This is a genomic window from Haladaptatus pallidirubidus, from assembly GCF_020700235.1.
Taxonomy (GTDB): domain Archaea; phylum Halobacteriota; class Halobacteria; order Halobacteriales; family Haladaptataceae; genus Haladaptatus; species Haladaptatus pallidirubidus.
Map to the genome: position 1 here is coordinate 1,184,272 of NZ_CP085301.1, position 26,902 is coordinate 1,211,173.

General features: G+C 58.4%; 28 protein-coding genes and 1 tRNA gene. 13 read left to right on the forward strand and 16 right to left on the reverse strand.

The features are described 5' to 3' along the window. Nucleotides 1-5 precede the first annotated feature (5 nt). Both LIX15_RS06645 and fer read left to right on the forward strand, forming a co-directional pair. On the forward strand, nucleotides 6-1,193 hold the full coding sequence (locus LIX15_RS06645; protein ID WP_227776707.1) for an inorganic phosphate transporter: 1,188 nt from the start codon (nucleotides 6-8) through the stop codon (nucleotides 1,191-1,193). A 72-nt stretch (nucleotides 1,194-1,265) separates the two neighbouring features. After that, nucleotides 1,266-1,655: a ferredoxin Fer gene (fer, locus tag LIX15_RS06650; RefSeq protein ID WP_227776708.1), complete on the forward strand. Its 390-nt coding sequence runs from the start codon at nucleotides 1,266-1,268 to the stop codon at nucleotides 1,653-1,655. Between the two features lie 62 nt (nucleotides 1,656-1,717). On the opposite strand, the gene LIX15_RS06655 is transcribed toward fer, so the two are convergent. The 3 genes from LIX15_RS06655 to LIX15_RS06665 form a co-directional block, all read right to left on the reverse strand. Next, nucleotides 1,718-2,599: an ABC transporter permease gene (locus LIX15_RS06655; RefSeq protein WP_227776709.1), complete on the reverse strand. Its 882-nt coding sequence runs from the start codon at nucleotides 2,597-2,599 to the stop codon at nucleotides 1,718-1,720. Further along, on the reverse strand, nucleotides 2,596-3,672 hold the full coding sequence (locus tag LIX15_RS06660; protein WP_227776710.1) for an ABC transporter ATP-binding protein: 1,077 nt from the start codon (nucleotides 3,670-3,672) through the stop codon (nucleotides 2,596-2,598). The genes LIX15_RS06655 and LIX15_RS06660 overlap by 4 nt, the downstream gene beginning before the upstream one ends. 119 nt (nucleotides 3,673-3,791) lie before the next feature. Then, nucleotides 3,792-4,379, reverse strand: coding sequence for a DUF3238 domain-containing protein (locus LIX15_RS06665; protein ID WP_227776711.1), 588 nt, complete (start codon nucleotides 4,377-4,379; stop codon nucleotides 3,792-3,794). Between the two features lie 102 nt (nucleotides 4,380-4,481). Between LIX15_RS06665 and LIX15_RS06670 the strand changes: the two genes are divergently transcribed. After that, nucleotides 4,482-5,525, forward strand: coding sequence for an A24 family peptidase C-terminal domain-containing protein (locus LIX15_RS06670; RefSeq protein WP_227776712.1), 1,044 nt, complete (start codon nucleotides 4,482-4,484; stop codon nucleotides 5,523-5,525). A gap of 42 nt (nucleotides 5,526-5,567) precedes the next feature. Here LIX15_RS06670 and LIX15_RS06675 read toward each other — a convergent pair whose 3' ends face one another. The 4 genes from LIX15_RS06675 to LIX15_RS06690 form a co-directional block, all read right to left on the reverse strand. Then, a complete protein-coding gene (locus LIX15_RS06675) occupies nucleotides 5,568-6,734 on the reverse strand; it encodes an inorganic phosphate transporter (protein WP_227776981.1) in 1,167 nt (388 codons plus the stop codon). A gap of 32 nt (nucleotides 6,735-6,766) precedes the next feature. Continuing rightward, nucleotides 6,767-7,624: a universal stress protein gene (locus tag LIX15_RS06680; RefSeq protein WP_227776713.1), complete on the reverse strand. Its 858-nt coding sequence runs from the start codon at nucleotides 7,622-7,624 to the stop codon at nucleotides 6,767-6,769. A gap of 274 nt (nucleotides 7,625-7,898) precedes the next feature. Further along, nucleotides 7,899-8,489: a DUF7090 family protein gene (locus LIX15_RS06685; RefSeq protein ID WP_227776714.1), complete on the reverse strand. Its 591-nt coding sequence runs from the start codon at nucleotides 8,487-8,489 to the stop codon at nucleotides 7,899-7,901. 48 nt (nucleotides 8,490-8,537) lie between these two features. Further along, nucleotides 8,538-8,978: a DUF2391 family protein gene (locus tag LIX15_RS06690; protein WP_227776715.1), complete on the reverse strand. Its 441-nt coding sequence runs from the start codon at nucleotides 8,976-8,978 to the stop codon at nucleotides 8,538-8,540. Nucleotides 8,979-9,139: 161 nt separating this feature from the next. On the opposite strand from LIX15_RS06690, the gene LIX15_RS06695 reads away from it, so the two are divergent. Both LIX15_RS06695 and mdh read left to right on the forward strand, forming a co-directional pair. Continuing rightward, a complete protein-coding gene (locus LIX15_RS06695; protein WP_227776716.1) occupies nucleotides 9,140-9,820 on the forward strand; it encodes a class I SAM-dependent methyltransferase in 681 nt (226 codons plus the stop codon). Between the two features lie 129 nt (nucleotides 9,821-9,949). Then, entirely contained in the window at nucleotides 9,950-10,864 is a 915-nt protein-coding gene (gene mdh, locus LIX15_RS06700) for a malate dehydrogenase (protein WP_227776717.1), read from the forward strand. 114 nt (nucleotides 10,865-10,978) lie between these two features. On the opposite strand, the gene LIX15_RS06705 is transcribed toward mdh, so the two are convergent. The 3 genes from LIX15_RS06705 to LIX15_RS06715 all read right to left on the reverse strand — a co-directional run bounded on the left by LIX15_RS06705 (nucleotide 10,979) and on the right by LIX15_RS06715 (nucleotide 12,713). After that, nucleotides 10,979-11,338 (reverse strand): hypothetical protein, encoded by a 360-nt coding sequence (locus LIX15_RS06705; RefSeq protein WP_227776718.1) that lies wholly within the window; start codon nucleotides 11,336-11,338, stop codon nucleotides 10,979-10,981. A gap of 69 nt (nucleotides 11,339-11,407) precedes the next feature. Next, a complete protein-coding gene (locus tag LIX15_RS06710; protein ID WP_227776719.1) occupies nucleotides 11,408-12,067 on the reverse strand; it encodes a metallophosphoesterase family protein in 660 nt (219 codons plus the stop codon). A gap of 25 nt (nucleotides 12,068-12,092) precedes the next feature. Beyond that, entirely contained in the window at nucleotides 12,093-12,713 is a 621-nt protein-coding gene (locus LIX15_RS06715; protein WP_227776720.1) for an IMP cyclohydrolase, read from the reverse strand. Between the two features lie 135 nt (nucleotides 12,714-12,848). On the opposite strand from LIX15_RS06715, the gene LIX15_RS06720 reads away from it, so the two are divergent. Next, nucleotides 12,849-12,921: transfer RNA gene (locus LIX15_RS06720), tRNA-Gln, on the forward strand. A gap of 79 nt (nucleotides 12,922-13,000) precedes the next feature. On the opposite strand, the gene LIX15_RS06725 is transcribed toward LIX15_RS06720, so the two are convergent. From LIX15_RS06725 to LIX15_RS06735, 3 genes are all read right to left on the reverse strand, one after another. Beyond that, nucleotides 13,001-13,375 (reverse strand): DUF5789 family protein, encoded by a 375-nt coding sequence (locus tag LIX15_RS06725; protein WP_227776721.1) that lies wholly within the window; start codon nucleotides 13,373-13,375, stop codon nucleotides 13,001-13,003. 65 nt (nucleotides 13,376-13,440) lie between these two features. Next, nucleotides 13,441-13,938, reverse strand: coding sequence for a KEOPS complex subunit Cgi121 (cgi121, locus tag LIX15_RS06730; protein ID WP_227776722.1), 498 nt, complete (start codon nucleotides 13,936-13,938; stop codon nucleotides 13,441-13,443). Then, nucleotides 13,935-16,205 carry an ATP-dependent DNA helicase gene (locus tag LIX15_RS06735; protein ID WP_227776723.1) on the reverse strand — a complete coding sequence of 757 codons (2,271 nt, stop codon included), beginning with the start codon at nucleotides 16,203-16,205 and terminating at the stop codon, nucleotides 13,935-13,937. The genes cgi121 and LIX15_RS06735 overlap by 4 nt, the downstream gene beginning before the upstream one ends. A gap of 150 nt (nucleotides 16,206-16,355) precedes the next feature. Between LIX15_RS06735 and LIX15_RS06740 the strand changes: the two genes are divergently transcribed. Together LIX15_RS06740 and LIX15_RS06745 are read left to right on the forward strand one after the other, a co-directional pair. Continuing rightward, complete coding sequence (locus LIX15_RS06740; protein WP_227776724.1) at nucleotides 16,356-17,108, forward strand: nucleoside phosphorylase; 753 nt, start codon at nucleotides 16,356-16,358, stop codon at nucleotides 17,106-17,108. A 73-nt stretch (nucleotides 17,109-17,181) separates the two neighbouring features. Continuing rightward, complete coding sequence (locus tag LIX15_RS06745; protein ID WP_227776725.1) at nucleotides 17,182-17,424, forward strand: ferredoxin; 243 nt, start codon at nucleotides 17,182-17,184, stop codon at nucleotides 17,422-17,424. A gap of 136 nt (nucleotides 17,425-17,560) precedes the next feature. Here LIX15_RS06745 and LIX15_RS06750 read toward each other — a convergent pair whose 3' ends face one another. Beyond that, the gene (locus tag LIX15_RS06750) at nucleotides 17,561-19,054 is read right to left on the reverse strand and encodes a Cdc6/Cdc18 family protein (RefSeq protein WP_227776726.1); all 1,494 of its coding nucleotides are present in this window, start codon (nucleotides 19,052-19,054) and stop codon (nucleotides 17,561-17,563) included. 1,453 nt (nucleotides 19,055-20,507) lie between these two features. Between LIX15_RS06750 and LIX15_RS06755 the strand changes: the two genes are divergently transcribed. The 5 genes from LIX15_RS06755 to LIX15_RS06770 all read left to right on the forward strand — a co-directional run bounded on the left by LIX15_RS06755 (nucleotide 20,508) and on the right by LIX15_RS06770 (nucleotide 23,665). After that, nucleotides 20,508-21,149 (forward strand): Era-like GTP-binding protein, encoded by a 642-nt coding sequence (locus tag LIX15_RS06755; RefSeq protein WP_227776727.1) that lies wholly within the window; start codon nucleotides 20,508-20,510, stop codon nucleotides 21,147-21,149. A gap of 4 nt (nucleotides 21,150-21,153) precedes the next feature. Continuing rightward, entirely contained in the window at nucleotides 21,154-21,540 is a 387-nt protein-coding gene (locus LIX15_RS06760) for a DUF2073 domain-containing protein (protein ID WP_227776728.1), read from the forward strand. Further along, a complete protein-coding gene (locus tag LIX15_RS06765) occupies nucleotides 21,540-22,376 on the forward strand; it encodes an OapC/ArvC family zinc-ribbon domain-containing protein (protein WP_227776729.1) in 837 nt (278 codons plus the stop codon). The genes LIX15_RS06760 and LIX15_RS06765 overlap by 1 nt, the downstream gene beginning before the upstream one ends. A 414-nt stretch (nucleotides 22,377-22,790) precedes the next feature. After that, nucleotides 22,791-22,883: a hypothetical protein gene (locus tag LIX15_RS33610; protein ID WP_425556728.1), complete on the forward strand. Its 93-nt coding sequence runs from the start codon at nucleotides 22,791-22,793 to the stop codon at nucleotides 22,881-22,883. A 5-nt stretch (nucleotides 22,884-22,888) separates the two neighbouring features. Beyond that, nucleotides 22,889-23,665, forward strand: coding sequence for a DUF7089 family protein (locus LIX15_RS06770; RefSeq protein ID WP_227776730.1), 777 nt, complete (start codon nucleotides 22,889-22,891; stop codon nucleotides 23,663-23,665). A gap of 55 nt (nucleotides 23,666-23,720) precedes the next feature. Here LIX15_RS06770 and LIX15_RS06775 read toward each other — a convergent pair whose 3' ends face one another. Continuing rightward, on the reverse strand, nucleotides 23,721-25,433 hold the full coding sequence (locus LIX15_RS06775) for an ammonium transporter (protein WP_227776731.1): 1,713 nt from the start codon (nucleotides 25,431-25,433) through the stop codon (nucleotides 23,721-23,723). Nucleotides 25,434-25,857: 424 nt separating this feature from the next. Continuing rightward, nucleotides 25,858-26,841, reverse strand: a complete 984-nt coding sequence (gene hemB, locus LIX15_RS06780) for a porphobilinogen synthase (RefSeq protein WP_227776732.1) — start codon at nucleotides 26,839-26,841, stop codon at nucleotides 25,858-25,860. Nucleotides 26,842-26,902: the final 61 nt, after the last annotated feature.

Consider the following 26,902-nt stretch of genomic DNA (forward strand, 5'->3'; position numbering starts at 1 on the left):
CGAATATGGTCGAACTTTTGCTGGTCGTCGGTCTCGCCGTCGCGGTATTTGTCGGATTTAATATTGGTGGCTCCTCGACTGGTGTTGCGTTCGGTCCCGCGGTTGGGAGCCAGACTATCACGAAACTCGGCGCAGCCGGGCTGATGTCCGGATTCGCCCTCCTCGGGGGGTGGACCGTCGGACGAAACGTCATCGAGACGATGGGTGGAGAAATCGTCAGTATGCAGTTTACCCTCGGTATGAGCGTGGGCGTCCTCTTTTTCGTCGGGATGGCCCTGCTCATTTCCAACCTCTTCGGCGTGCCCGCATCCACGTCGATGACCGCAGTCGGCGCGATTGCCGGGCTGGGGGTCGCAACCGGAACGCTCAACGAGGACGTGATGTTCGAAATCGTATCATGGTGGCTCATTGCCCCGGTCCTCGCGTTCTGGCTTTGCGCGGTCATCGGACGGTATCTCTACCCGTATCTCGACGTGTGGTTCAAACTCGAACAGTCGGACGGGCCGCTGTTCGAGTTCAATCGCGTCGGGTCAATGCCGTATCCGACCGTGTCGGCGAACGCGACACAAAAGGAACTGTTCGTCACCGTTCTCGTCGTCGGTATCGGCTGTTACATGGCGTTCTCCGCCGGGGCGTCGAACGTCGCCAACGCCGTCGCGCCCCTCGTCGGGAGCGGTGCAATTGGGGAAAGCGAGGGCGTCCTGCTCGCCGCGGGCGCAATCGGAGTGGGTGCGTTCACCATCGCTCGACGAACCCTCGACACGGTGGGTAACGATTTGACCGACCTACCCCTCCTCGCGGCGCTCATCGTAGAAGTCGTCAGCGCGAGTCTCATCACCTTCCTCTCGTTCATCGGAATTCCGGCCAGTCTCGCGGTGAGTGCAACGATGTGTATCGTCGGACTCGGCTGGGGTCGGGCGACACGGACAGTCCGGATTTCCGACGCCGCCGCGGTCGCGGTTCGCGGACGGGGAAAGGATGAGGAAAAGCGGCCCGAAATGTCGGTCAACGCGCTAACCGCCAAGCAGAAAGAGGTGACCAAAATTGGTGAAGAAGACCCGGATACCCTCGATGCCAGCGATCTGTTCGACCCGTCCACGACCGCTCGCGTCGTCGGACTGTGGATACTTACCCCGTCGATTTCCGCGATCGCGTCCTATCTCCTGTTTTCGTTCGTTCCGCTCTCCGCGTGAGTCGTTCCTGATTCATAATAGGGACAATCGAAACAACAACTACTAACCATCCCCCCGACGAATCCACGGGTGATGCCCACCGTAGAATACCTTAACTACGAAGTGCTGGACGACCAAGGCTGGGACTTGAACGACGATGACCTGTTCAACACTGCCGCTGACGCCGGCCTCGACGCCGAAGACTACGGCACGCTCGACGTCAACGAAGGCGAGTACATCCTCGAAGCCGCAGAGGCACAAGGCTACGACTGGCCCTTCTCGTGCCGTGCAGGTGCCTGTGCGAACTGTGCCGCCATCATCAAGGAAGGCGAAATTGACATGGACATGCAGCAGATTCTCAGCGACGAGGAAGTCGACGACAAAAACGTTCGCCTGACCTGTATCGGCAGTGCGGCGACGGACGAGGTCAAAATCGTCTACAACGCAAAGCACCTCGACTACCTGCAGAACCGCGTTATATAAACCCCCAACGAATTTTAGGGGTTTTCCTTTTATTGGCGAGCGACATCCCTACTAGACAGCGACTACTGCACGTTCGAACTCGACGCGCGCCTGAGCATGTAGACGGCAATCGAACCCAACACCAAATCCAGTGCGCCGAGGACGACGACGCCCGGAATAACCGCGTTCCACAGGCCGTCAAACTGGGTGACTTGAACGACCTCCATCACGTCCGCATCGAGCATAATCGCTCTCGCGGCGTCCACACCGTAGGTGATCGGGTTGTATTTAGCGACCGTTCGAATCCAATCGGGAAGCACGTCCAGCGGCAAGAACGCAGTCGAAACGAACAGTAGCGGGAACTGGAGCAGGTTCGCGCCGATGATGGTCGATTCTTGGTCTTTCGTCAGCACGGCGAGGGTGTTCGACAGCGATGTGAACCAGAGCGAGAAGAGAACGCCGACTGCGACGATACCGACTGCACCGACCACTCCAGTTGCGACTTCGGCACCGAGAAGCGTGCCGAGACCGATGATAATGGAAATTTGTATCGCAATCCGAAGCACCTCGGCAGCGGTTTTGCCGACGAAGACGGCGGTTCGGTTCATAGGCGTCACCAGCACCTTTTCGAACATCCCGTTCTCGATGTCGTTCACCAATCCGACCCCGGAAGTCGCGGCCGCCGCGAGGGCAACCTGAATGCAGATGGCTGGAACGAGATACGTTTCGTAGGAAATACTCGACCCGCCGCGATTGACCGCGCCGGTTGCAACCTGCCCGAACACCTGCGTGAACAGCACGAGGAAAATTATCGGTTGGACGAGCGAGACGACGAGAACGAACGGATTTCGAACCGCCTTGAGATTCCAACGTTTGAAGTTCACCCACACGTCGCCGAGAAAAGAGTTACTCGACCGGCGAATCGCCTCGTTCGATGATTTTTTCGGCGCTGAAGAGGAACTCATCCGTCGCCCCCCTGTACCGAATCGGCCATCGGTTCTGCTTCCTCGACGTGTTCGCCCGTAATCGCGAGGAACACGTCGTCCAACGTGGGCGCGCGGACGTTGAACCCGGTAACGGTCAGCCCGGCATCGCGGAGTGCGACGAGGAGGTCGGTACCGTTCGCCCGTGCGGACTGGGCCGTCACGCTGATTCCGTCGTCGGTGCGGTCTATCGTGGCATCCGAGTCGAAGAGTCCAGATTCGCGGGCAACTTCGGCGGCACGTTCGCGGGAACCGTCGTCGTCTAATTCGAGGTCGAGAATCTCGCCGCCGACGCGCCGTTTCAGCTCTTCGGGCGACCCCATTGCGACGATTTCGCCGTCGAGAATGACTCCGATTCGGTCGCAGAGTTGATCCGCCTCCTCTAGATACTGCGTCGTGAGGAAGATCGTCGTTCCCTCGTCGTTTATCCTTCTGAAGTAGTCCCACAGTCGCAGTCGCGCTTTCGGGTCGAGACCGGTCGTCGGTTCGTCCAAGAAGACAAGCGGCGGTCGATGCACGAGGGCGGTCGCCGTGTCGAGTCGTTTTTTCATCCCGCCCGAAAAGTCCTCGGCTCGTTTGTCGGCCACGTCCGCCAAATCCGCAAGGTCGAGGAGTTCGTCGATTCGGCGCAACCGCTCGTTCCGAGGGACACCGTACGCTTCACACGCGAACTGAATATTTTCGCGGGCCGTCATTTCGAGGTCGACGCTCGTCTCTTGGGCCATGTAACCGATAGATTCCCGCACCTTCCGCGGTTCGGTTTGGACGTCGAAGCCGTTCACTCGTACCTCTCCCGAAGTAGGTCGGAGGAGAGTCGCCAACACTTTGATTGCCGTCGTCTTCCCGGCCCCGTTTGGACCGAGAAAGCCGAAGAACTCCCCTCTCGGCACCGTCAGCGACACATTCTTTACCGCCTGCGTTCCATCGGAATAAGTCAGTTCCAACCCGTCCGTCTCGATTGCCGGAGGTCCTTTCGCCGCCTCGTCTCTCCCTATCGTTCGCTCCGCGTCCAATGGCCGTTCCTGCTCACCCAGTGCTGAATCCCGTTCGGTCATAGCTGTCCCTTACACATCTTACGGGAACGAACCACAAATACGTCGGAGTCGGAGACTCCACTCCGGGAACGATACGTTGGGAATTCGGTTCTGCGATGGACAATCAGCGGTCGCTTCGCTTACGTGCGCGCTTCGAATTCGTACTCCATCGGCCCAGCCAAAGCGACTGATTCGTCGCCAGTTTCGCGAAAATCGTGGCGATAGAGGGTCTCGAACGGGCCGAAGCCGATTTGCACGTAAAATTCGAAACACGGAAATCCGTCGTGTTGCCCGTGAACTTCGACGCCGTCACGCCGTACCGTGGCTTCGAGGACGTAATCGACCGGCGACGGGTGCGGAACCAGTGGATTGCTCGCGCTGGCGTGCATCTCGAACTCGACCCGGTCGTCGGACCACACGGGTTCGGTACAGAAAATGCCGTCAGCAGACGCTTTTCCGGTGCGGACGTCTTCAGTTCCGTCTTCTCCGAACGTTCGTTCGATCGAAGTTCCAGTGTCGCCGTACTGGGTGAACGTTTCTCGTGAAAAGTCTACGACCGCTTCCTGTTCGACTCGGGAACGGCCCGTATTGACCGCATGTGGCGTAAATTCTCGGTTATCGCCGCGGAACTGCGCGATTTGTTCCGACTCTCGTGAATTTGGAATCCACGCCGACGGGATGAATGTAGCGGCGCGTAGCTTCACGAGTTCGACTTCCTGCTGACGCATACGTATGGTACGAATTGCTAAGCGATAAAATTAGCGCGTGTTTTATTTTTCACTTTTCATAGACCGCAAAACCTAACATCCCTCCCTGAGCGATTCCGCGTGGTGCATATTCCGATACCTGATCTCCTACGACTGCTCGTACTGCCCGTCTTCGCGTGGGCCGCATGGCGCGACGTACAGACGCGCCGAGTGTCGAACGCGACGTGGTACCCGCTGGCCGCGCTCGCGGTCGTACTCTTACTCACCGAGAGTTGGGTAGCGTGGAGCGGACCGCCTTTCTCTCGCGAATGGATGGGTCTACAGGTCGCCGTCAGCGAATGGTACTTTTTCTACATCGCCGTGAGCCTCGGATTCGTCGCACCGTTAGTGCTCGCATTCTGGTGGTTTCGAGCGTTCGGCGGCGCGGACGCAAAGGCGTTCCTCGTCATCGCCGCACTGCTTCCAACGTATCCGTTCTACCACTTCGGGGGGACGGTGTTTCCCGTTCAGGGAACAGTCCTCGGCGTCTTTTCGCTGACTATTCTGACGAACGCGGTACTGCTCGCGGCGCTGTATCCGCTCGCACTGTTTGTGCGAAATCTGATTGCGGGCCGATTCGATTCGGTGATGTTCGTCGGGCGGGTCGTCCCGTGGAACGAAATTCCGGACTCCCACGGCCGATTGCTCGAAACACCGGACGGAACCAGTCGAAACGGTGCGGATTTGGACGCGATTCGGATGTATCTCCGCTGGCGAGGCGTTTCGCTGGCAGCCCTCCGGAAGCGAGCGAGCGAGTTGCGCGATCCGACAACGTTGCCCGCGGAACCGAATCCACCGACGGACGGCGCAGTCGGTGCCAAAAGTATCGGCAGCAAAACCGTAACGGACGGCGGAAAAGTCGTGGAAAAATCACGAGAGTCGAACGACTCGAGCTACGAAGACCCATGGGGTGCGGCCCGGTTTTTAGCGGAGATCGACCACGGCGCGTACGGAACGACGCCGACGCAACTGCGCGAAGGGTTGGAAGTGCTGGTCGCCGAAGACGAAGTGTGGGTGTCGCCTGGCATCCCGTTCATCGTCCCGATGTTCGCCGGGTTACTCGTCGCGTTCGGTTACGGTGACCTGCTTTCGGGGCTTCTCGGTGCGCTGGGTATCGTCGCGATTTAGCCACCGCGCATCTAATCAGCAACGTAGTACATCGTGTTGGCGCTATTTGATTCCGGTGAGCGTCGTGAGCGCGGTGTAGATGCCGTAGCCGAGAAGTCCGGCACCGAAAAGTGAAACGATCCACGCGCTGAGCGTGAACGCTATTTTCCGACCGGAAACGCCCCCGGACCCGACGACGAGGCCGCTTCCGATAACGCTGGAGATGATGATATTGTTGAACGAGATAGGGATACCCAGTGCGATGGCCGCCTGTGCGATGAGGAATCCGGGCACCAACGCGGCAATCGAACGCCGAACACCGAGTTTCGAATATTCACGGGAAACCGCTTGAAGCAGCCGTGGCGAGCCCATCCACGCGCCGAGCAAGATACCGACGCCACCGAGGACGAGGAGGACGATATTCGGCACGTCGAAGGTCGTAAAGAGTGGTTCGAGCGGGCCGGTGGCCAACCCGACCTGACTGCCGCCGCTGGAAAAGGCGACGACTCCACCGAGTCCGACGAGAAACTGCCGGATTCCGGCGTCAACGGAGCGTTCCATCGAACGGCGGAGAACGACGAAAACCACGACGCCGCTAATAAAGCTCGTCAAAATCATCGTTACGTCGATGGTTCCAAACAGCGTCGGCGTCATTCCGACTTGTACCGAAACGAATCGGGCGAGGGTTCGTTGGCCGGTTGACCCGGGAAAGATTGCGATGTCGACGTTCGCCAGCACGAATCCGACGAAACCGCCGAGAAACGGGACACTGACCGTTTCAGGAATAGAGTCGTTTCGTAGGAGCGACGCGGTAGTGTACGCGATGGTCGCCGAAACGAACGGGACGGACACCCAGAAGGTTCCGATTCGCTGATAGGTGTCCCACGCCGGATTGCCGCCGAGAGCCAATCCGACACCGACCATCGCGCCGGTGGTTGCGAACGCCGCCGGAACCGGGTAGCCGGTCGAAACACCGAGTGCGATGAACAGCGCAGCGGTAAACAATCCCGCGGCGGCCCCGAGCGGTGAAATCGAAACGTCGTCAATCAGCCCAGTACCAACGGTTTCCGAGATGCTTCCTCCCTGTGCGATTGCGCCGAGCGCCGCGAACACACCGATGAAAAACGCCGCTCGCATCGTCGGAATCGCGTTCGCGCCGACTGCGGGGGCGAACGGCGGCGAATTGCTCGATGCGCCGAGCGCCCACGCCATAAAGAAACTGGCGAGCATCGCCACCAAAACGACGGCTATCGTTCCGGTCGTCACAGCGTTTCTCGAATCAGTCGGTTCAGTCGAGGGCGAATACCGACTGCTCGACGAGCGATGATGACGGTCGTCTCCGACTGCCGACCGACCGCCTGTGGAACGGTTCCGACGAGTTGTCGGCGAAGCATTCCGCGTCGAGTCGAACCGAGGACGGTTATATCGTGTTTCGACGCTTCGTCCACGACGGCTTTGATGGCGTTTCCGGTTCGAACCTCCGTCCAGACCTGTACGGGTTCGATTCGGTCCGCTATCTCCGGAAGCAGTCCTTCCGCTTCGATCTTCCCGTCGCTGACCACTCGAAGCAGGTGTACGTGGGCGTCGTTCTCCAGCGCGATTGCACGGGCGACGTCCGCCGCGAGTTTCGCGTGCGGACCTTCGGCAATGGGAACGAGAATCGACTCGACGCCGTCCGCCGGGCCGATTTTTTCCACGAGAACGTCGCACGGAGCGCGGGCGACGATTCTATCGGCGTTGCTTCCCAGAACGATTTCTGTCGGTCGTTCGCGCTCGTGCCACCCGATGACAAGCGTATCGCAGTCGAACTTGACGACGGCATCCGTGAGTGCGCGAACGATATCGTAGGAGACGAGCAGTTGTCCGCGGACGGGAACCGTTCCCTGCGCCGTTTCGACCACTTGGTCGAGGATTTCCTGCTGTTCGCCGCCGAACTCGCGGATAATTACGTCGTCGGTGAACAACGAGAACGGGGATTCGCGTTCCGTCACGAGGACGCTTAGGACGATGACGTCACCGTCCCGCTCGCGGGCGATGTCAACCGCAGTTCGGGTCAACTGCGGGGCGTGGGCCGGGTCTGCAACCGCGACAGCAACTCGGTTGTCGCTCGTTCCCCCCATCACCGGTAGTACGAGGTCTACGGGCAAAAGTATTGGCTTCTATACAGCTTTTCGGTCTGAAAATCGCATTCGGAAATATGAATCAAACCGCTCCAACAGCTCTCAACGGCGGTCAGTCGCTATTTTCGCCGGATACTGGTCGTAGTTCGGAGACGCTCACGTTTCGCCCACCGTCGGGAGGAAATCGGTTCCGGCGGAAAAGGGCTGGCTGAACGAGGAGGAAAAAATACTCGCCAGTCCGGACGGCAGGGTTCGGGCGGACAAACGTCTGCTGCTATTCCGTTTCCGGGAAATCGGTATCGACGTTCCCGTCCCGGTCTAAATCGACGACGGCCTCAAACAAGCCCAGGAATCGCTCGATTTGAACCTCGTCGTGGACGCCTTTTGAGAGGTGAAACAGGCCGACTGCGTCGTGTGCGGAAAGGAGTTCGAGAATTTGTGAAATCGCCTCGTAAACGCGCTGCTCGTCGGCGTAGTACGCCATCTCGGTGATGGAATCGAAGCTGATTCGTCGCTTCCCGTCTGTTTCCGCGAGGAATTTCTCGGTCACGGAGAGAATGCCTTCGAGGTCGTCGGGCGCGGAGACGTAATGAACGTCGCTCGTACTTCGTCGGGAGTAGCCGCGTTCGATGGACAGCGTGTCGAGAATGTCGGCTTTGCTCTCGTCCACGTCATAATGGTCGAGTTTCTGTTTCACCTCGCGGGCGGTTGTACGGGTTGAAATAACGAGAAAGCGGTCAGTATCAGTTTTCAAAAAATCGGTGTCGATTCGGTCGGTTTCACCCGTACTCGGGTGCAGGAGAAGGATTCCGGTACCGCCCGGGACGGTGTCCGGTGTGTTCTCGATAGCGAGTTGGTAATCCATATCGTCCGGTATCCAGTGGCATCGACTTAAAATATACGGGAATCCCGGTCAGAAGACGCTGTCGGCGGTGGCCGCCCCGACGACACTGAAGATTGCGCCGACGCTGATAGCTTTCAGCGTGTTCGTCAATACTTCTCGGGAGCCGAAGCCGTCGAGGAGACCGTCTTGGTAGAACGTCTCCGGCGCGGCGAAGACGACAGCCAAGATGGCAACCGACCCGAAAGCAACGATCATCAACGAGATGAATCGCGTAGGGATACCGGCAACGTCCGCTTCCCGGTCGGGATTTCGATCGTGGTCCGCTTTGTACAATGCGCCGTATCCGATAGCGAAGACGATGCAGACGGTGACGACGCCGTGAAAGACCGACATATTTTCCGCCAATCGCCACACTTCTTCGGTGACGACGAACGGCCCGGCGAGGAGAAAGCCGCCGACGACCTGCTGAGCCGTGTCGGCGAGGGCGAATCGCTTTTTTGAACCGACCATAACCGCAGTGAGGAACCGAGAGAATGTAAAGTCCCCGCGATTTCCGATTCCGTCCTGCGATTCCGAAGCCCGTCACGGCGAATTTGGAATTCAGAACCCGAAGTTCGAACTCCGGAACGGGTTTCGAACTCGTTTTGTCTCCGGCGTTCATCTCACCCGCCATGAGCGTGCGCGAGGAGTTCAACGAATGGGCGGAAGACGGCCGGGATAAAGGAATGGAAGAGCGCCACTGGCACACGGCGAAGTACGTGCTCGCCAGAATGCCGGTGGAGGCGGGCGACACCGTCCTCGATTTGGGATGCGGAAGCGGGTATGCCGGGCGTGCGCTCCGCGACACCAAAAACGCAGGGCGCGTCTACGGACTCGACGGGTCGCCGGAAATGGCCCACAACGCGCGGGGTTATACCGACGATTCTGCCGTTTCGTACCTCGTCGGGGACTTCGACCACCTACCGTTCGAGGACGGCAGCATCGACCACGTGTTTACGATGGAGGCGTTCTACTACGCGAACGACCCGCACGAGACGCTTCGGGAAGTTCGGCGCATCCTTCGTCCCGGTGGAACGCTCTTCTGCGCGGTGAACTACTATGAGGAGAACATTCATTCCCACGAGTGGCAGGACTCCATCTCGGTCGAGATGACACGCTGGAGCGGGAACGAGTATCGCGAAGCGTTCCGCGATGCTGGTCTCTACGTCGCGGAGCAGGACAATATTCCGGACAGGGAGACGGAAATCCCCGATTCGGCGGCGTTTCCGACCGATAGTTGGGACACTCAGGATGCCATGGTCGAACGCTACCGCGAATTCGGAACGCTTCTCACGGTCGGCGTTTCGACCTGAACCCCTTCGTTTCGAGTGGAGTATACCGGCAAACTGGGTTTCGATTGCATTGTTTCGGCGGAAATTGCCGCTCCCCGCCGTCGTTTTTCCGGAGGATTTAACCAAATCGCAGGGCGTCTTCTACGTGATATGGCGAAAGTAAGCGTAGTCGGCGCGGCAGGCACGGTCGGGGCCGCTGCAGGCTACAACATCGCGCTACGTGGCATCGCGGACGAGCTCGTTTTCGTGGACATCCCGGACATGGAAGACAAAACGATTGGGCAGGCCGCGGACGTGAACCACGGGGCCGCCTACGATTCGAACACCGTCGTTCGACAGGGCACCTACGAGGACACCGCCGGATCCGACGTCGTTGTCATCACGGCAGGTATCCCGCGACAGCCGGGGCAGACCCGTATCGACCTCGCGGGCGACAACGCGCCCATCATGGAGGACATCGGCTCCTCGCTCGCAGAGCACAACGACGACTTCGTGACCATCACGACGTCGAACCCGGTTGATCTGCTCAACCGCCACCTCTACGAGGTCGGCGACCGTGCACGGGAGAAAGTTATCGGCTTCGGCGGCCGCCTCGACAGTGCCCGATTCCGCTACGTTCTGAGCCAGCGATTCGACGCACCGGTGCAAAACGTCGAAGCGACCATCCTCGGCGAGCACGGCGACGCGCAGGTTCCCGCGTTCTCCAAAGTCCGTGTCAACGGTGCGGACCCCGAGTTTTCCGACGACGAAAAGCAAGAAATCCTCGGCGAACTCAAAGAAAGCGCGATGAACGTCATCGAGAAGAAGGGTGCGACACAGTGGGGTCCGGCGACGGGCGTCGGCCACATGGTCGAAGCAGTCCTGCGCGACACGGGCGAAGTTCTCCCCGGTTCGGTCAAACTCGACGGCGAGTACGGCCACGACGACGTGGCGCTCGGCGTTCCCGTGAAACTCGGCAAGAACGGCATCGAAGAAGTCGTCGAATGGGACCTCACCGAATTCGAGCGCGAACAGCTCGGCGAGGCGGCCGACAAGTTGGCGGAGCAGTACGACAAAATCGCGTAAGAGCGCGTTTTTCGGGTTGTAGAATTGGATCGTTTTTTCGGATTGACGTTCGTTTCGAGAGTGGATTTTTCATGAGCAGTGAGGGAGAACGCGAGTAATTCCTTTTCGGTCATACTAGCTGTTGCCGACTCCCAATCCCGCACCTCGCCCCTCAACCCCCTCCCGCACTTCGGACGATCGAACCTCGTCCGAGTTCTCGCTCCCGATAGTCGTTCGCGAGACCATCGCGCGGGCGGTTCGCTGACGCGAACCACGTCGCGCGCGAGGATGTTTGCGACAATTCGCGCGATACTCGCCTTTCCATATGGCGCGCGCTGGCCCGAACCGGAGGGCAAACCGCCCGGAGGTTCGGGCCGATAGCGTGCGAGGGACGACCGAAACGACTGAAAGGAGCTGAGGGAGTCGGTTGGGGAGGATGTGGGCCGGTGCGGTGGTGGGTGCGGTATGATAGGAGTCAGCAGTAACTAGCAACACAGAAACGACCGACGCAGAAACGAGTACGAGACAGATGTCAGTTGCTAAAAAGCGCCAGCGACTGCGTTGCTACCGTCCTTCCACTAATCTCGAACCGATTCGCTCGGGCAATCCGGCCTTTCGAACCGCCTCCTGTACGGATTCGATGTTGTAATTCACGCGATGTTCCTCGACGGTCAGCTCATCACCATCGAGAATCGCGTAGGCCGCCCGAGAATCACCATCTCGGGGTTGGCCGACGCTCCCCGGATTCATCACGATGCCCTCGTCGTACACGTCGTGGTGCTGAACGTGGGTGTGGCCCATGACGAGCACGTCCTCGTCGCCCAATAGTTCCGACGAAAATTCGTCCGGATAGGTGTAGTAGTCGGGGTCGTCCGGATGGCCGTGGACGATTCGTACCCGGCCGTCGCACGCGATCGTGCTGGTCGGGCGGTTCGCCAACCACTCGCGCTGGAGGTCGTTTAGTTCGTCGCGGGCGTACTCGACGCCCGCGCTGGCCATGCTGTTGAAACTGAACACCGCTCCCGAAACGACGGCGCGGTCGTGGTTGCCCATCACGCTGGCCGCCACCCGGTCACGAAGAATATCGACGCACTCGGCGGGCCACGGATTGTAGCCGACCACGTCGCCCGCACAGAGCAGTGCATCGACCGCTGGCATGTCGTCCAACACAGCGTCGAGCGCGACTCGGTTCGCGTGCACGTCCGAAATTACACCGACTTTCATGTGGAACGATACGTTCGCCGAAGACTTAATTCCCGTTCTTGATTGCGAAGGAGAACGTATCGCTAGCATCCGAATCGCTTGCGTCACCTTCTACGTCGCTCGCGTCTCTTCCGTTTCGCGCCACTCCAACTGAACAAACCGGATGTTCGAAATCGAGTTCGTAGGCCGCGATCGCCGCCTCCTCTGCGCTTTCCACTCTGAACGCGAACGGTTCTGGCGTGTTCTTCTCGTAGGTTGCGACGAGCGCGGGTTCCGTCACTTGCTCAATCAATAGGGCATCCCGACGGACGATACCGATGTACGACTCCTCGCCAATCGTGCCCGCGATTCGCGGCGTGTCGTAGTCGTCCTTCTCGTAATCCAACGCCAGCAGAGTTTCGGCGAGCGCGTCCCGCACGGGATAGCCGAGTTCGATTTTTTCCGCGATAGGATCCACCTGCGACCCGTTTCCGATGACCGCGGCGTCGCCGACGATCCGCGCGCAGTTATAGGAGATGTAGGGGTTGTCCGTTTCCGGCGCGTCCTCCGTCGGCGCGATGGTTACGGCGTCGTCGCGTGCAACTGCTTTCCGGTTCGGGAACGACCGCGAAGAAACTCGGTATGCGCCCACGTCCGGGCCAATCACGATGAAGCGTCCGATGTACATACACAAGGATGCGCAACGGCAGAGGATATAGGTAGTGGTTTGTGCATGGTTACGGGGTGAGTTTTAGTAACATACGTAATCCAAACGCGCAACGCTTACAAGCAAGCGGCCAGTACGGTATTCTGCAGCAAGCCAAGTCCCATGGGGTAGTGGCCAATCCTGAAGCCTTCTGGGGGCTTCGACCGCGGTTCGAATCCGTGTGGGACTATGCCTTCGTTTCTGTGTTTTTGCGATGATACCTCGGAGACTATCGATGGGAACCCCTTCGTTTCAACTGGAGATTACTGTTAGTTCGTATTCGATTTCTCGTCCGACTCCGTAGAATCGATTTCTCCCAATGCCCGTTCATCGTTGTACTCCTCCATTCCACCGGCCTCACCGGTGACTTCGTTGTACACCGCTTCCCGCGCTTCTTCGGCGGATTCGAACCGTTCGTCCACGAGACGGTCGAACACGCTCCCCAGCGATTCCGTTTCGTTCGGTAAATCGAGTTGCTGGTCACCGTACTCAGTCGCCAACTCCTCGCTCGTCGTCGGATATTTGTGTTCGCCGAGTATCCGACCAGCCTCGCCCAGCATATCCTCGACGCTCTCCGCGCGTTCACGCTGTCGTTCGCGTGCACTGTCCTGCACGTCTCCTGTATCGTGGTCGTCTTCAGGCATGGTGTCGGAAGTACGTCGAGGTATCGGAAATTCGTACCGGCCACCGACGAGCCGTGAGAATCAATCTATTTTTCGACTTCGAGCAGGGCAACGCGCTCGCAAACGAGGTCGGAAAGATTCGTGCTGGTAGCATCCAGTTCTCGCTCGGAAATATCGAAGAAATCGAAAAGCGTCTCGTGGTTCGGGTTTCCGAGCGTATCGGCGGATTCTAACAGTTTGGAAACGGCCTCCACGGCCGCCCTTTCGTTTCCGTTTTCCTCACCATCGACTACCACAATCACTTCCTGTTCACCCTCTGAAACGCCCATTTCGAGCGCCTGATTGATTTGGCGGCGGCCCGCGGCGTACAGCAGAATCTCGACTGCCGGATCGCGGGCGACATTCTCTCCCCGGTCGAACGCGCGGTTCGCGTGTTCGACCGCCGATTCGAGATGGTCGCGTCCGGCGACGAAGCGCGCGTCGAACGCCTGTATCGCGCAGTTAGATTCATCGTCGATGGCTCCGACGCGGGAGAGAAATTCGTCGAGGTCGTCGATGGTGATTTCGCCTTCGACCAACTTCATTCGAAATCACCGAGACTCTGCTGGCCGCCGTTTTCGGCCGCTTCGTTCGCGGTTTTGGTCGCGCTGGCTTTTGCTTCCGCATCAGCTTCGACGCCGTCCAGCGAGGGGTCTTTCCGACCGACGTTTTCGAGGATGGTTTCTGTCGTTTTTCGTCTGCCGCGGAGTGCACCGAGAACCACCGATTTGTCCGCTTCACGGAGGTCTGCCCGGGATTCGATTCCGGCAGCGTACAACCGACGGGCACGTTTTCGCCCGACATTTCGCACACCTGCGAGGTCGAGCAGTTCCTCCTCGACGCCGTACTCGACACGTTTTCGCGCCTCGCGGACTGCTGTCGTTGTTGCTGGTGGAAGACTTTCCTCGTCGCTCCGCTGGAGTTCGCTGGCGAGTCGTTCCGCCGCGTTCAGCAACCACTCCGCCGTATCGACTTTGCCGCGAATGTCGCCGGGGCCGATTGCGTAGCGCTCCGTAATTCGGTCTTCGTCCAGTTCGCTCGCCCAATCTTCGAGGAGTCGAGCGGTTTTCAGCGCCGACAGCCAATCCTCGAAGGCGTGGTCTTCGAACTCCGAAGGCATCGGCCCGAGGAACTCCGGTTCCCGTTCGTAGGCGATTTCGGTGTAGCGTTCACGGTCACCCGACCGAAGGTAGAGTTGATACATGTCCGGCGTGCGCGAGACGAGGTGGTACAAACCCAACGCAGTCGGGTCGTCTTCCGCGGCCCGCAGGCCGTCGATGATTTCGGCGGCGCTCATCGGGTCGAGATAGAGTTGCGAGACGCGGTGGCCCAATCCGGTGGCCCGCAATCGGTCGTCGCGCTCGAGGAATCCGTTTCGTTCGAGATAGTCCAACACTCGTTGGGTGACCGTTTCGAGACGACCGGTTTCGTCGGTTTGGGTCGCGTACAGCGTCCGTTCGAGGAAATCGAGCAGTTCTTCCTCCGTTCCCGCGAATCCCGAGGCGACGGTGGCGAGGATGTGCGTTCGCAGCGCGGGTTCCGCAGCAAGTTTCGAGTGAACCGCTTCTGGATCCGCCCAGACGTACTGGTCGAACAACTCTTGCAGTTCCTCGTGGCTTTTGGCGATGAGCACCGCCTCGCCGTAGGGATCGAGACCCGGCCGTCCCGCCCGCCCGAACATTTGGTGTATTTCTAACACGTCGAGGGGTTGCATCCCGCCGATGTCGCCGTCGTACCGCCGCCAGTCGCGGACGATGACGCGTCTGCTCGGGGTGTTCACCCCCGCGGCGAGCGTCGGCGTCGCGCTGATGACTTTCACGAGCCGGTCGCGGAACACGTCCTCCACGATTGAGCGATGTTCGCTCGCGAGTCCGGCGTGGTGGAACGCCGAGCCCTTTTCCACCGCGTTCGCGAGATCCTCGCTCGTTTCGGTGTCGCTCACGTCCCGAATTTCATCGCCGACGTCGCGGAGCTTGCGCCGTTCTTCGTCGGTGAGATAGCCTTTCGTCACGTCCGCGAGTCGCTTCGCAGCGGCCTCCGCGTTTCGGCGCGAGTTGACGAACACGAGCGACGACCCCTCGTCACCGAGCGTGTCCTCGACCAGCGCGGCCGTTTCCTTTTGTTTTCCGCGCTGAAGTTCCTGTTGCGTGCCGTCGTCAAAATGGAGGGCTTGGCCGTAGAGAACGCCCTTCCGAAGGTCGATTGGCCGCCACGAGGAATCGACGAGAGTGGCGTCGAGCCATTCGGCCATCTCGTCGGCGTTCCCGACCGTCGCGGAGAGCGCGACGGTCTGGAGATTCGGATTCACGCGCCGAAGTTTCGCGAGCGTGACTTCCAGCGTCGGACCGCGATGTGCGTCATTGACGAGGTGGACTTCGTCGGCGACGACGCAAGATAGGTCATCAACCCATTTTGCGCCGTTTCGCACGAGCGAGTCAACCTTTTCGCTCGTGGCGACGATGATGTCCTTCGTCGCCAGCCAATCGCCGTCGCTGTCGTAATTTCCGGTGGAGACCCCGACCGAGATCCCGTACTGTTCGAACTCCTCGAACTCCTCTTTTTTCTCGCTGGCGAGGGCGCGAAGCGGGACGATGTAGAGCGCTTTCCCCCCGCGGGCGACACTCGAAAGCATCGCCAACTCTGCGATGAACGTCTTCCCGCTCGCGGTCGGAATGCTGGCGACGATACTCTCGCCGTCGGTGATTCCAGCCTCGACTGCTTCCGCTTGTGGCGGGTACAGTTCCTCGATACCCTGTGATTGGAAGTGTTCTGGGACGCCGTCGGGTAACCCCGTCAAATCGGCGACGTTCACGCACGCTCACCCTGCGTGCGCGGTGTGAATCCGGTCATTACCTCCGATTGGCGCGTCTTCCCGTTTAAACTGTCGGGTGGACGCGGGAGAAGATGGCATCTGGTCGATTCGTGGGAGAAGATACTTTTCATCGTGCTGTAAGGTGTGAGTATGCCTATTCCAAAATTTGGCGACAAATACGATTTGCCTGCGCTCTTTTCACCTGAAGACGCGGTAGAGGCTCACGGTGGAAAGGTGCCGGAAATGCCACCAGTCGTTATCCTCGGATTCGAGGACGAACTGTTCGAAGCGGTGAACGAACGCGCAACGGACAGCGTAAACTACGTTCGGAATCAGGAGTTGCAACTGCTCGACGAAAGCGTGGGATTCGTCGGTGATTTCGGTATCGGGCCGACAGTCACCGCGATCATCGCGGAAAACGTCATCGCGGCGGGTGCGGAGGTCGTCTGTCTCCTCTGTGGCTGTGCCAGTTTGCAGAAAGATATTGGGTTGGACGAGGCCATTCTTCCGACGCGCGCCATCCGCGACGAAGGAGTTTCGCATCATTACCTTCCGGAGGGAGAGAAGGTGGAAACGACCCCGAAGCTGACGGATCGTCTCGATTCCGCGCTCACGGAGAGTGGAATCGGAACCCACCGCGGGCCGACGTGGTCGATGGGGGCGATGTACCGCGAGACGATTCCCGAAATCGACCATTACGCAAGCAAAGGTATTCTCTCCCTCGGCATGGCCGAATCAGCTCTACTCGCGGTTGCCGCCTACCGCCGCGTCGATGCCGCCGTCGTTCATGAAGTCGGTGACTATCTCACGACGGACGAGTGGGAACCGAACGCGGATGAGCCGTGTTCGCTTCCAACGATGCTCGACCCGACTATCGAGGCACTTCGAACCTACATCTCATAGCGCTTCGTCGTTTTAAGTCGCCCACTGCATCATCTCCGTCACTCATTTGAAGGCACATATCGGAGTGTTACGTATGAAAATCGAATACGACCGAAACACCTGCACGGGAATGTATCAGTGCACCGCCGAGTGGGACGAGTTCGTGGAGAACCGCGAGGAAGGCAAAGCCGACCTGCTGGAAAGCGAGGAAGCCGAAGACGGAATCTTCGTGCGCGAAGTGCCGGAAGGCGAGGAGTTCGACGCCGAGATGGCGGCCCGCGTCTGCCCCGTCGATGCCATCAAGGTATACGACGACGACGGCGAGCAAATCGTCTAAGTAATTCTTTTACCCCTTCGAAGAATACCGTTTCGACTGGAGTGGAAAGGGTACCGTTTCGGGTGGAAACCGCCGGAGTGAAGCGCGGTAAGTCATAAAATAGGTTGCTGAATCGTAGGGTTAGCCGTGGGAAGAGTTAGCTGTCAAATCGCGCCTGTTGCATGAACGGTTGAATGTCGTCGATGTCGCTGAGCCGCGAGTCCGACTGGAGGACGGCCTCGGTTTCGTCGATTGGAACGGAGATACTGATTTCTTTCGTGCGGCCGTAGCGACCCTTCGAGACGACGACGGCGTTGACGATGCCGAGCATGTCGAGTTCGCTGATGAGGTCGGTGACGCGGCGCTGGGTGAGGATGTCGGCATCGATTTCCTCGCAGAGATGTTTGTAGACGTTGTACACCTCGCCCGTGTTGATGTTGTGGACGCCGTTCTTTTCGAGCGAGATGGTCGAAAAGAGGACGAGTTTCGACTGCGTCGGAAGCGTTCGAACGACCTCCACCACGCGGTCGAGTTCGATCTTGTCCTGCGCTTTGCGAACGTGACCTTCCTCGATGCGCTCTTTCTGGTCACGTTCGGCGAGTTCGCCTGCAGTTCGAAGTAGGTCGAGTGCGCGGCGAGCATCCCCGTGTTCCTGCGCGGCGAACGCAGCACACAGCGGAATCACGTCGTCCGAGAGAGCGTCTTCTTTGAACGCGACGTCCGCCCGATGCTGAAGGATATCGCGAAGTTGGTTCGCGTCATACGGCGGGAAGACGATTTCTTCCTCTCCGAGACTGGATTTGACGCGGGGGTCGAGGAAGTCAGTGAACTTCAGGTCGTTGCTGATGCCCATGATTGACACCCGCGAATTTTCGAGTTCGGAGTTCATTCGCGAGAGATTGTAGAGTGTGTCGTCGCCGGATTTTTCGACCAGTTTGTCGATTTCGTCCAGCATGATGACGACGACCCGCTCCTGATAATCGACGGCTTCGAAAAACGTGTTGTACACGCGGTCGGTCGGCCACCCGGTCATCGGGACGGCCTCCATCTCGTCTGCGTCGTCTTCCAGTTCCTCAATTCGGTCTTCGATTGCATCGAGCGAGGAAAATTCCGTGTTTTTGAGTTGATCAGATTCAGCGGCGACGCCGTCACGAATATCTTGGAGCTCCGAGATTCGTTCCTCTATCTCGATTTGATTGTTTTCGATGAACTTGTTGGCGAGTTGCGCGAGTACGCGATACTGCGTATCGGTCACTTCGCAGTTGATGTATTCGACCTCACACGGAACCTCATACTTTAGCGAGGTACGTTCGAGTTCCTGGCTGACGAATTTTGCGCTCGCGGTCTTGCCGGTACCCGTCTTCCCGTAAATGAGAATATTCGACGGCGTCTCGCCTCGGAGTGCGGCGACGAGGATGGTCGCCATTCGGTTGATTTGTTCTTTTCTGTGCGGGAGTTCGTGCGGCGTGTACGAGGGTCGAAGAACTTCTTTGTTCTCAAAAATCGGTTCGCCGCTGAGAAGGTCGTCGAACAACCCTTGGTTGCCCTCGGCTGTGTCGTCCAACACAACCTCGTCCAAATCGACGCCCTCGAAGCCACGACTCCCGTGGCCGGTTCGTTCGTCCGATGGGTTGGTGTTCTCGTCTGACATATGTCGGCTACGGACCCCTTCGTTTCCACTGGAGTTATCGCGCCCTGCGGAGAGAGACGGGAAAACACCGGGAAGAACACCCGGTTTCGTTTCCCACAGAAACGACAGCGCGTCCAGTTGATGCAGATGAACAAGAGGTGCAGCACAGTATTAAAATCTTTCTTATTGGTGTCGTGACGGGTGAAATACGGGTTTTCAGCGGTATTCGTCCGAAACAGCACCGTTTCAAGTCGAGTTCGAATTTGCTCGAAAGACGACTCCCACCAGAATTTATGTAATAAATCAGTGAAGAAGTGGATTTTCGAAGATCGACAATGAAATCGACGACTCGGTAACGGCAAAGAAAATTTTGAACAACAATACCATATTCGAGATGATAGTTTGCATCGGTACCCTGCCTGACGGGTCGTTTCGCGTTCCGTGAAAAATCGGTTTAACACCTCCTCCGTTTCGGATGAAGTCGAACGACGACAGTTTCGAACCCCGTCATTTGTCAACCCCCTCGTTTCGGGTGGAACACGAAGTTACGCCGAAAAACGTCCAATGTGACGCAGAGTAACAGAGACTCCCTCAAGGGTCGTCGAAAACCGTAGTATGTTGGACGATAGCAATGAACATTCCGTCCCCCCCACCCCTTCGTTTCAGGTGGAACGCGAGAAAGAGACGGTAGGGGGTACGACAATATTTAGAACACGAACCTTTATTGCAACACGATTTAAACAATATCCACAAACTAGGGCAATCCGTTTTCTAGAAGGAGTTGTGGTCTGTAAGTTACCTGGTACCGTCATCCCTCATCCCCCTTCTCCTTCGGTTCCACCTGAAACGAAGGGGTGGGGGTCGTTCGATACCCCCGAATCGTGAGCTGTGGCAGCAATCGACGCACTTGTCGAATTGTGACCCCTTGCATCTCCCGACTGCGTTCTACCGTCCAACCATAACTTCGACGCGGTTCGACAGAGCCGCAGTCTCGTGCCAAAAGCTATCACGTCCACTCGTTCAATCATCCGTTCACCCGTTTATCCGATCGTTCGTCTATTCGTCCACAAACGTCGACAATTCCCGACGACAATTCGTTACGACAGTTTGCCCGTAGACTACGATAACTCCCCCTCGAGCCACGACGACCCCTCCATTTCGAGTGGAACCTTCACAGGGGGAGCTTTGGCTTCGAACAGCCGACAGTTATGTCGTCATATTTCCAACCTTCAAAACCGTACCCTCTGTCCTCGTTTCATCTTATTTCTCCTGCAAACTAGCACCCATCTTCTGCAAACAAGCTGGTAATTTGTGTCAACAGTTGTCTGACGTAGGTTTAAGTGAATGGCGTAAAGTTGTACGCGCAACAGCCCCGCGTCCGGGTACAATCACTCGGTTGCTCAACGACGAGTAACCCCTCGATAGCAGATATATATAGTGAGGGTGCCGACAGCCGGGGCCTGGGAGAAAAAGGATGGGATTGTTTACAGGTCTCAAACAAAGTGTTAGACGAGTTACAGATAAGCTCTTCACATCCGAAGAGCCGAAACGAATCGGAATTTACGGCCCGCCAAACGCTGGTAAAACGACGCTCGCCAACCGAATTGCCCGTGATTGGACTGGCGACGCAATCGGTCCGGAAAGCCACGTTCCACACGAAACACGGCGCGCACGGAGAAAAGAGAACGTCGAAATCGAGCGAGACGGAAGAACTGTCACCATAGACATCGTGGACACGCCGGGTGTCACGACGAAAGTCGATTACGAGGAGTTCCTCGACCACGACATGGAAAAAGAGGACGCGGTTCGTCGTTCTCGTGAGGCCACCGAAGGTGTCGCGGAAGCGATGCACTGGCTTCGAGAGGACGTAGACGGCGTTATTTACGTCCTCGACAGTTCGACCGACCCGTTCACGCAGGTCAACACGATGCTCATCGGCATCATCGAGAGTCAAGACCTCCCCGTCCTGATCCTCGCCAACAAAACAGACCTCGAAGATTCGAGCGTCCAGCGTATTCGAAACGCCTACCCACAGCACGAGACGATTCCGCTCTCGGCACTCGAAGGGGAGAACATGGACGAAGTGTACACGAAAATCGCGGAGTACTTTGGGTGATCCCATGCCGGAAGTGAAAAAATCTGACGACGGCGTTCAAATCGACCTCATCGGTGGTGAACGAATGGCCGGGAAGACCAGCATGGAAAAGATTCGGATGATATTAGACGGCGTCCACGATGGGAATATCGTCATCTTGGAGGAGGGTCTGTCGCCGGACGAGGAGAGTAAACTCATCGAGGTAACGATGGCCGAAATCAGCCCCGACGAGTTTAGTGGCATCGAAATCGAAACCTACCCGCGCTCGAAGACTTCCGATAATGGGCTTTTGGGTCGTTTGATGGGACGCGAGTCCAGCAGTTCGAAACTCACGGTCATCGGCCCCGCAAACCAAATCGAAACGCTCCACAAGGACGAAAATCTCATCAGCGCCCTCATCTCCCGTAAATAATGCCGCACAAGTGTACGAACTGTGGGCGCGCGTTCGCCGATGGGTCGAAGGAGATGCTTTCGGGGTGTCCGGACTGCGGCGGCAACAAGTTTCAGTTCCGTCCGTCAGGGTCGTCTCCAAACGAAACGACGGCCTCCGGGTCGGCCAGCGCGACTGCGGAGAAGAAAAACGAAGCCCCTGATAACGCATCGAGCTCTGGTGCAGTCGGCCGCGCTGCCTCCACCGTTCGGGGCTGGGTCGGTTCAAACGACCCCGCGAAAGACATTCAGTCCGGTGGCTCTCTCGACGAGCAAACAAAGGCTTCGCGGAGCCAGCAGGCGAAACCGAAGAGCGGCCAAGCGTCTGCACGCAGAGCTGAAGGACGGCCAAAACCCACCGGTGATGAGAAATCGCCCGATAATCGCAATGTAAATCGGACGCGAAAGCCAACGGATGGGTCCCAGAGCGATTCATCTGCACCGCGAACCACCGAGGCCGCCGAAGCAAAGTCACCCGCCGATTCGAAGGGCGACTCTCCAGCCGACTCTGCTGGAGAAGATCGCGCGCAGGCAAGCGCGCGATCGGAAATTGTCCCCGAGGATGAACTCCCGGAAAAACAAACTGATGAGGGGACTGGAACCGTCGTGGAGGCACCAAACGACAACCAGCCGAGCCTTGACGAACTGCGGGAGGAACTCAACAGTCAGTTCGAGAGCATCAAGGTGGTCGAACCCGGACAGTACGAACTTAACCTGATGGAACTGTATGAACGCGACGAGTACATCATCGCGCTCAAGGAGAACGGTCGATACGTCATCCAAGTCCCCGATTCGTGGGCCGGTTCCGAAGACAACTAATCCATTTCTGAAGATTTTTTCCTCGATGGCCTTCACAACAGCTCTGTTTCGATGACCTGTTCGAAGATACCGATACGAACCCCGACGGGAGGCTCATCGCGGCCTCGATAGTTCATATTGTCGTCGCGTTCGGCAATATCCTTCAGAGCTATGGCATTCTCATCGCTCTCAATCCAGGTTTTCGGCGAGTTGGGCGGTTTTCGTCGTTGGATTTCAGGGACGCTTATCTACAATCTGTTGTTGCTCTTCGGGAATGGCGTTGCCCGTCACTGCTCGGGTTGACCATGGGAGCGTAAGTTCGTGATATTGGCTATCGTAAGCTCACGCTATGTTGATTCGTAATTTTGGAGTGGAAACGAAGGGGTTCCACCCGGACTCGGCAGATTTTAAGCGTTCGAGTGGAAACGGTCGGGTATGAGCACTCCGACGAAAATCGTTATCGGCACTGTTGGACTGACGGCGTTGGCCGTGGTCGCGGTCATCCTCAATCTCTGGCTCGTCGCTTGAGCGCGATGTTCAGCCAACGAACGCTCCCCGAGGATGTAGCGGCGGTTCGAGACGAACACGCATCCGACGCGCTCGTCCTCGACTGTAATCGGGATTTCGAGACGCTCCCGGTTCCGGCGCGGGACGACCTCGCGCTCCTGACGGACGAAATTCGTCCGTTCTCCGCATCCGACGAGTGGCTACCCGACGACGTCCCCGAACTTCTGCGCCGATTCGCCGGAACCGACCTCGTGGTCGGAATGCCGGGCGACGGAAGCGTGGCGTGGACGCACCAGACGTCACCGCCCGTCGTCTTCGTCAAAGCGCGAGTAGAAGGGTCGCCCGAGGAGTTCATCGACTTCCTACTTGCGGAGGCGCTGGTCGAAATCGGACTCAACTTGCCCGAACAGTTCCTCGAATTTTTCGGAGACCGTTACGGAGAGTTCGACGAGGTGGTTCCGCTGGATTCCGGAAGCACGTACCAACTCGCTGTCGCACTCTGTGACGCCTACAAGGGTCTTCATACGCGAGAAGTATTTTCGGAGTGGCGCGAATCGTATCCCCGTCTGTTCGAGGCATGGCAGGACGCTGGCGAACGAATCGAACCACGATTGGGAGGAATCACCCGAGAAGTCGCCACCGGTCGAACGGATTTCTCGGACGCCACCGAGTTCGCCTGTAGCGCTATCAAACACGACATCGAACCCCCGGCGCCGTTCTCCGCACTCGATACGCAGGCGTACCGCCACCACGGCGTCGATTACGCAATCAAATGGGCCGAAAAAACACTAAATACCGAGTAGTGGGGCAAAGGTTGCAAGAGGAGAGATTCGTGAGTTTCTGTTTGCCCCTATTCGCTCAGACAGCCTCCGTTCCTCGTTTCCCAGTTCTCACCTGACAGGCGTCCTCGATGGGAACAACGAATATCTTCCCGTCGCCGGGTTCGCCGGTGTTTGCGGCGTCGCGAATCGCCTCGATAACGTCGTCCGCGGGGATGTCCGCGACGACGCACTCGACTTTCACCTTTTGATGTAAATCAACGACGTACTCCTCGCCGCGCCACTGACCGAGTTTTGCGGGTTGACTGCCACGACCGCTCACGTTCGTCACGGTGAGACTCGGTGCGCCGATGTCCGCCAATGCTCGCTTTACGTTGGTCAGCCTGTCCGGACGCACGACTGCGGTGACGAGTTTTAGTCCCCCGTCGTTGGGCAAGGTTCCACCGTCCGCGCGTAGGTGGTCGGCGGGAATTTCCGCGGTGTCGCCGACACCGAACTCGGGGTAGGTCTCGACGCCGTGTTCCGCCACGTCGAGTCCTTCGCGCTCGTTGGCGGGCGAGACACGGGCTTGTCCGAGTGCGCGAGCGGCGCCGAACACCAAACCGGTCGTGACGACGGTCCACAAACCGATGAGCAGGATGCCCGCCGACTGAACTGCCAGTCCCGAAAGCACCGAACCGATTCCTGCCCCCTGCCACGTTCCGACCGCGACGAACGGGTATGCCAGCCCTCCGAGAATTCCGGCGGAGCCGTGAACCGGAAACACGGCGCACACGTCGTCGATATTGAGGCGTTTCTCCACGAATTCGAACACGAACGGGAGTTGTGCGCCTGCCAGCAGACCGACCGCGAGCGCACCGGGCCAGACGATGTCGTCGGCGATTCCCGTGACGCCGACGAGTCCGGCGAGCAGGCCGTTAGCGACATAGAGGGTATCGACTTTCCCGGTGCGAACCAGCGAAACGACGCTCGCACCAATTGCGCCCGTCGCCATCCCAAGGGTCGTAACGAGGGCGACTCGACCGACCGTCGCGAACGCGTCCAACGAGAGCGCCCCGCCCTCGGCTGCGAACACCGTGGCCGCGGTGCCGACGTTGAATCCGTACCAGCCGAACGCGAGGATGAGCGTACCGAGAACGGCAAAGGTTACGGAGTGGCCGGGAATGACGTTCGCGGTTCCGTTCTCGTCGAAGCGACCGAGACGCGGCCCGACCACCCACGCGGCGGTCAGTCCGGCGATGCCGCCCATTCCGTGAACGACCATTCCGCCCGCGAAATCGTGGAAGCCAATCGTCGCGAGGATACCGCCGGCCCATGTAAATCCGACGACGACGGGGTAGATGACGGCCGCGAGCAGGACGGTGTACGTCACGTAGGTGCGGAGTTTACAGCGCCCCGCGACGGCCCCGCTGACAATAGTTGCGGCGGTCATTGCGAACACCGCGCCGAACAACCAATCGACCCAGTCGTTCACGCCGCTGGGTTCGAGGATAGCCGCGAACTCTCCGGCGACCGACCACGTACCGGTTGCACCGGTGAGATAACCGACGATGCTCGAAAGCGCCGCCCCGACGAGAAAGAAGGCGAGAACGCCGACGCTCCACGTCAGCAAATTCTTCGTCAACTGGTTGGCGACGTTCTTCGAACGCACTTGTCCGGCCTCCAACATGGCGAACCCGGCGTGCATGAAGAAGATGAGGAACGTTACGACCAACACCCACAGCAAGTTGACGCCCTCCGCAAGCACTTCGAGGTCGCTCGCGCCTTGCGCGAGGAGGGTCAACTCGCTCATTCGTCGTCCCCCTTCGTGTCTATCGCAACGATATCATCTGGACAGCTGTCCACGAATATCGAATATTCTACTTTGTTTGTTTCCTGCATCACGGTATGACGAAACAGGATTCATGCTTATAAGGATAATCGTTGAGATATTCATTTTTATTGCCGGTTCGATGGCCGAACGGCCAGTTTATTATCGGATACTATCCCCTTAAGGTTGTAATGTGGTCGAAAAACGACCATCCGGGAACTCGTATCTGGACGATTGTCCACCGCAAAATCGGGCGTAGTCAGATAATGGTACTCAACACTCTGGATTCGATGCGCACGAGATTCATTCCCAAACCATTGCGTACCCGTCGATTTGGGCGAAATAGAATCGTTATCTCGTTTAGCTGCAGTGGTCTTCGTTCGACTACGGTGGCCGACGAACTCGCTCAAGCGAGTTCGTCGGCAATATCCTCCGCGAAGTAGGTGAGAATGAGGTCCGCTCCCGCCCGTTTAATCGACAAGAGGGATTCAAGCGCCGTTTCTTGCAAATCGAGCCACCCTTTTTCGCTCGCGGCGTGGAGCATGGCGTACTCGCCGGAAACGTTGTAGGCGGCGACGGGTTGGTCGAACTCCTCGCGGATGTCGCGGACGATGTCGAGGTACGGCAGTGCGGGTTTCACCATCAGCACGTCCGCGCCCTGCTCCACGTCGAGTTCGACTTCGCGCATGGCTTCGCGCGAGTTGGCCGGATCCATCTGATAGTGTCGTCGGTTTCCGAACGCGGGCGCGCCGTCAGCAGCGTCGCGGAACGGCCCGTAAAATGCACTTTCGTACTTCGCGGCGTAGCTCATGATAGGCACGTCGGCGTAATCCGCGTCGTCCAGCGCCTCCCGAATCGCGCCGACCATCCCGTCCATCATGCCGCTGGGGGCGACCATTTCCGCCCCCGCCTCGGCATGCGAGACGGCGATTTTTCGAAGCAGGTCGAGCGTTTCGTCGTTTTTGACCGTGAGTCGCGGGTCGTCCGCGGCTTCGTTTTCCAGCACGCCGCAGTGTCCGTGTTCGGTGTACTCACAGAGGCACACGTCTGTGATGACCGTGGCGTTCGTCTCGCTCGCGATTCGGCGCGTCGCTTCCTGCACCACGCCGTCCTCGGCCCACGCGCGACTACCGCGTTCGTCCTTCGATTCGGGAATCCCGAACAGCATTACGGCTTCGACGCCGGTTTCCAGCACTTCCTCGACTCGGGCGACGCTCTCCTCGATGGGGACGCGCTCGTGGCCGGGCATCGTTTCTATCCCGACTCGTTCGTCCGTGGTTGCGTCTACGAAAACGGGGGCAATGAGGTCACTTGCGGTCAATTGATTTTCACTAACCAGTTTCCGGAGTCCGTCCCGGCGGAGACGACGCGGGCGTTCGATTGGGTTCATACCGGTGCTACCCGCGGAACGGCCAAAACCGCGTCGCTCCGGGCGCAGGTCATAACGCATT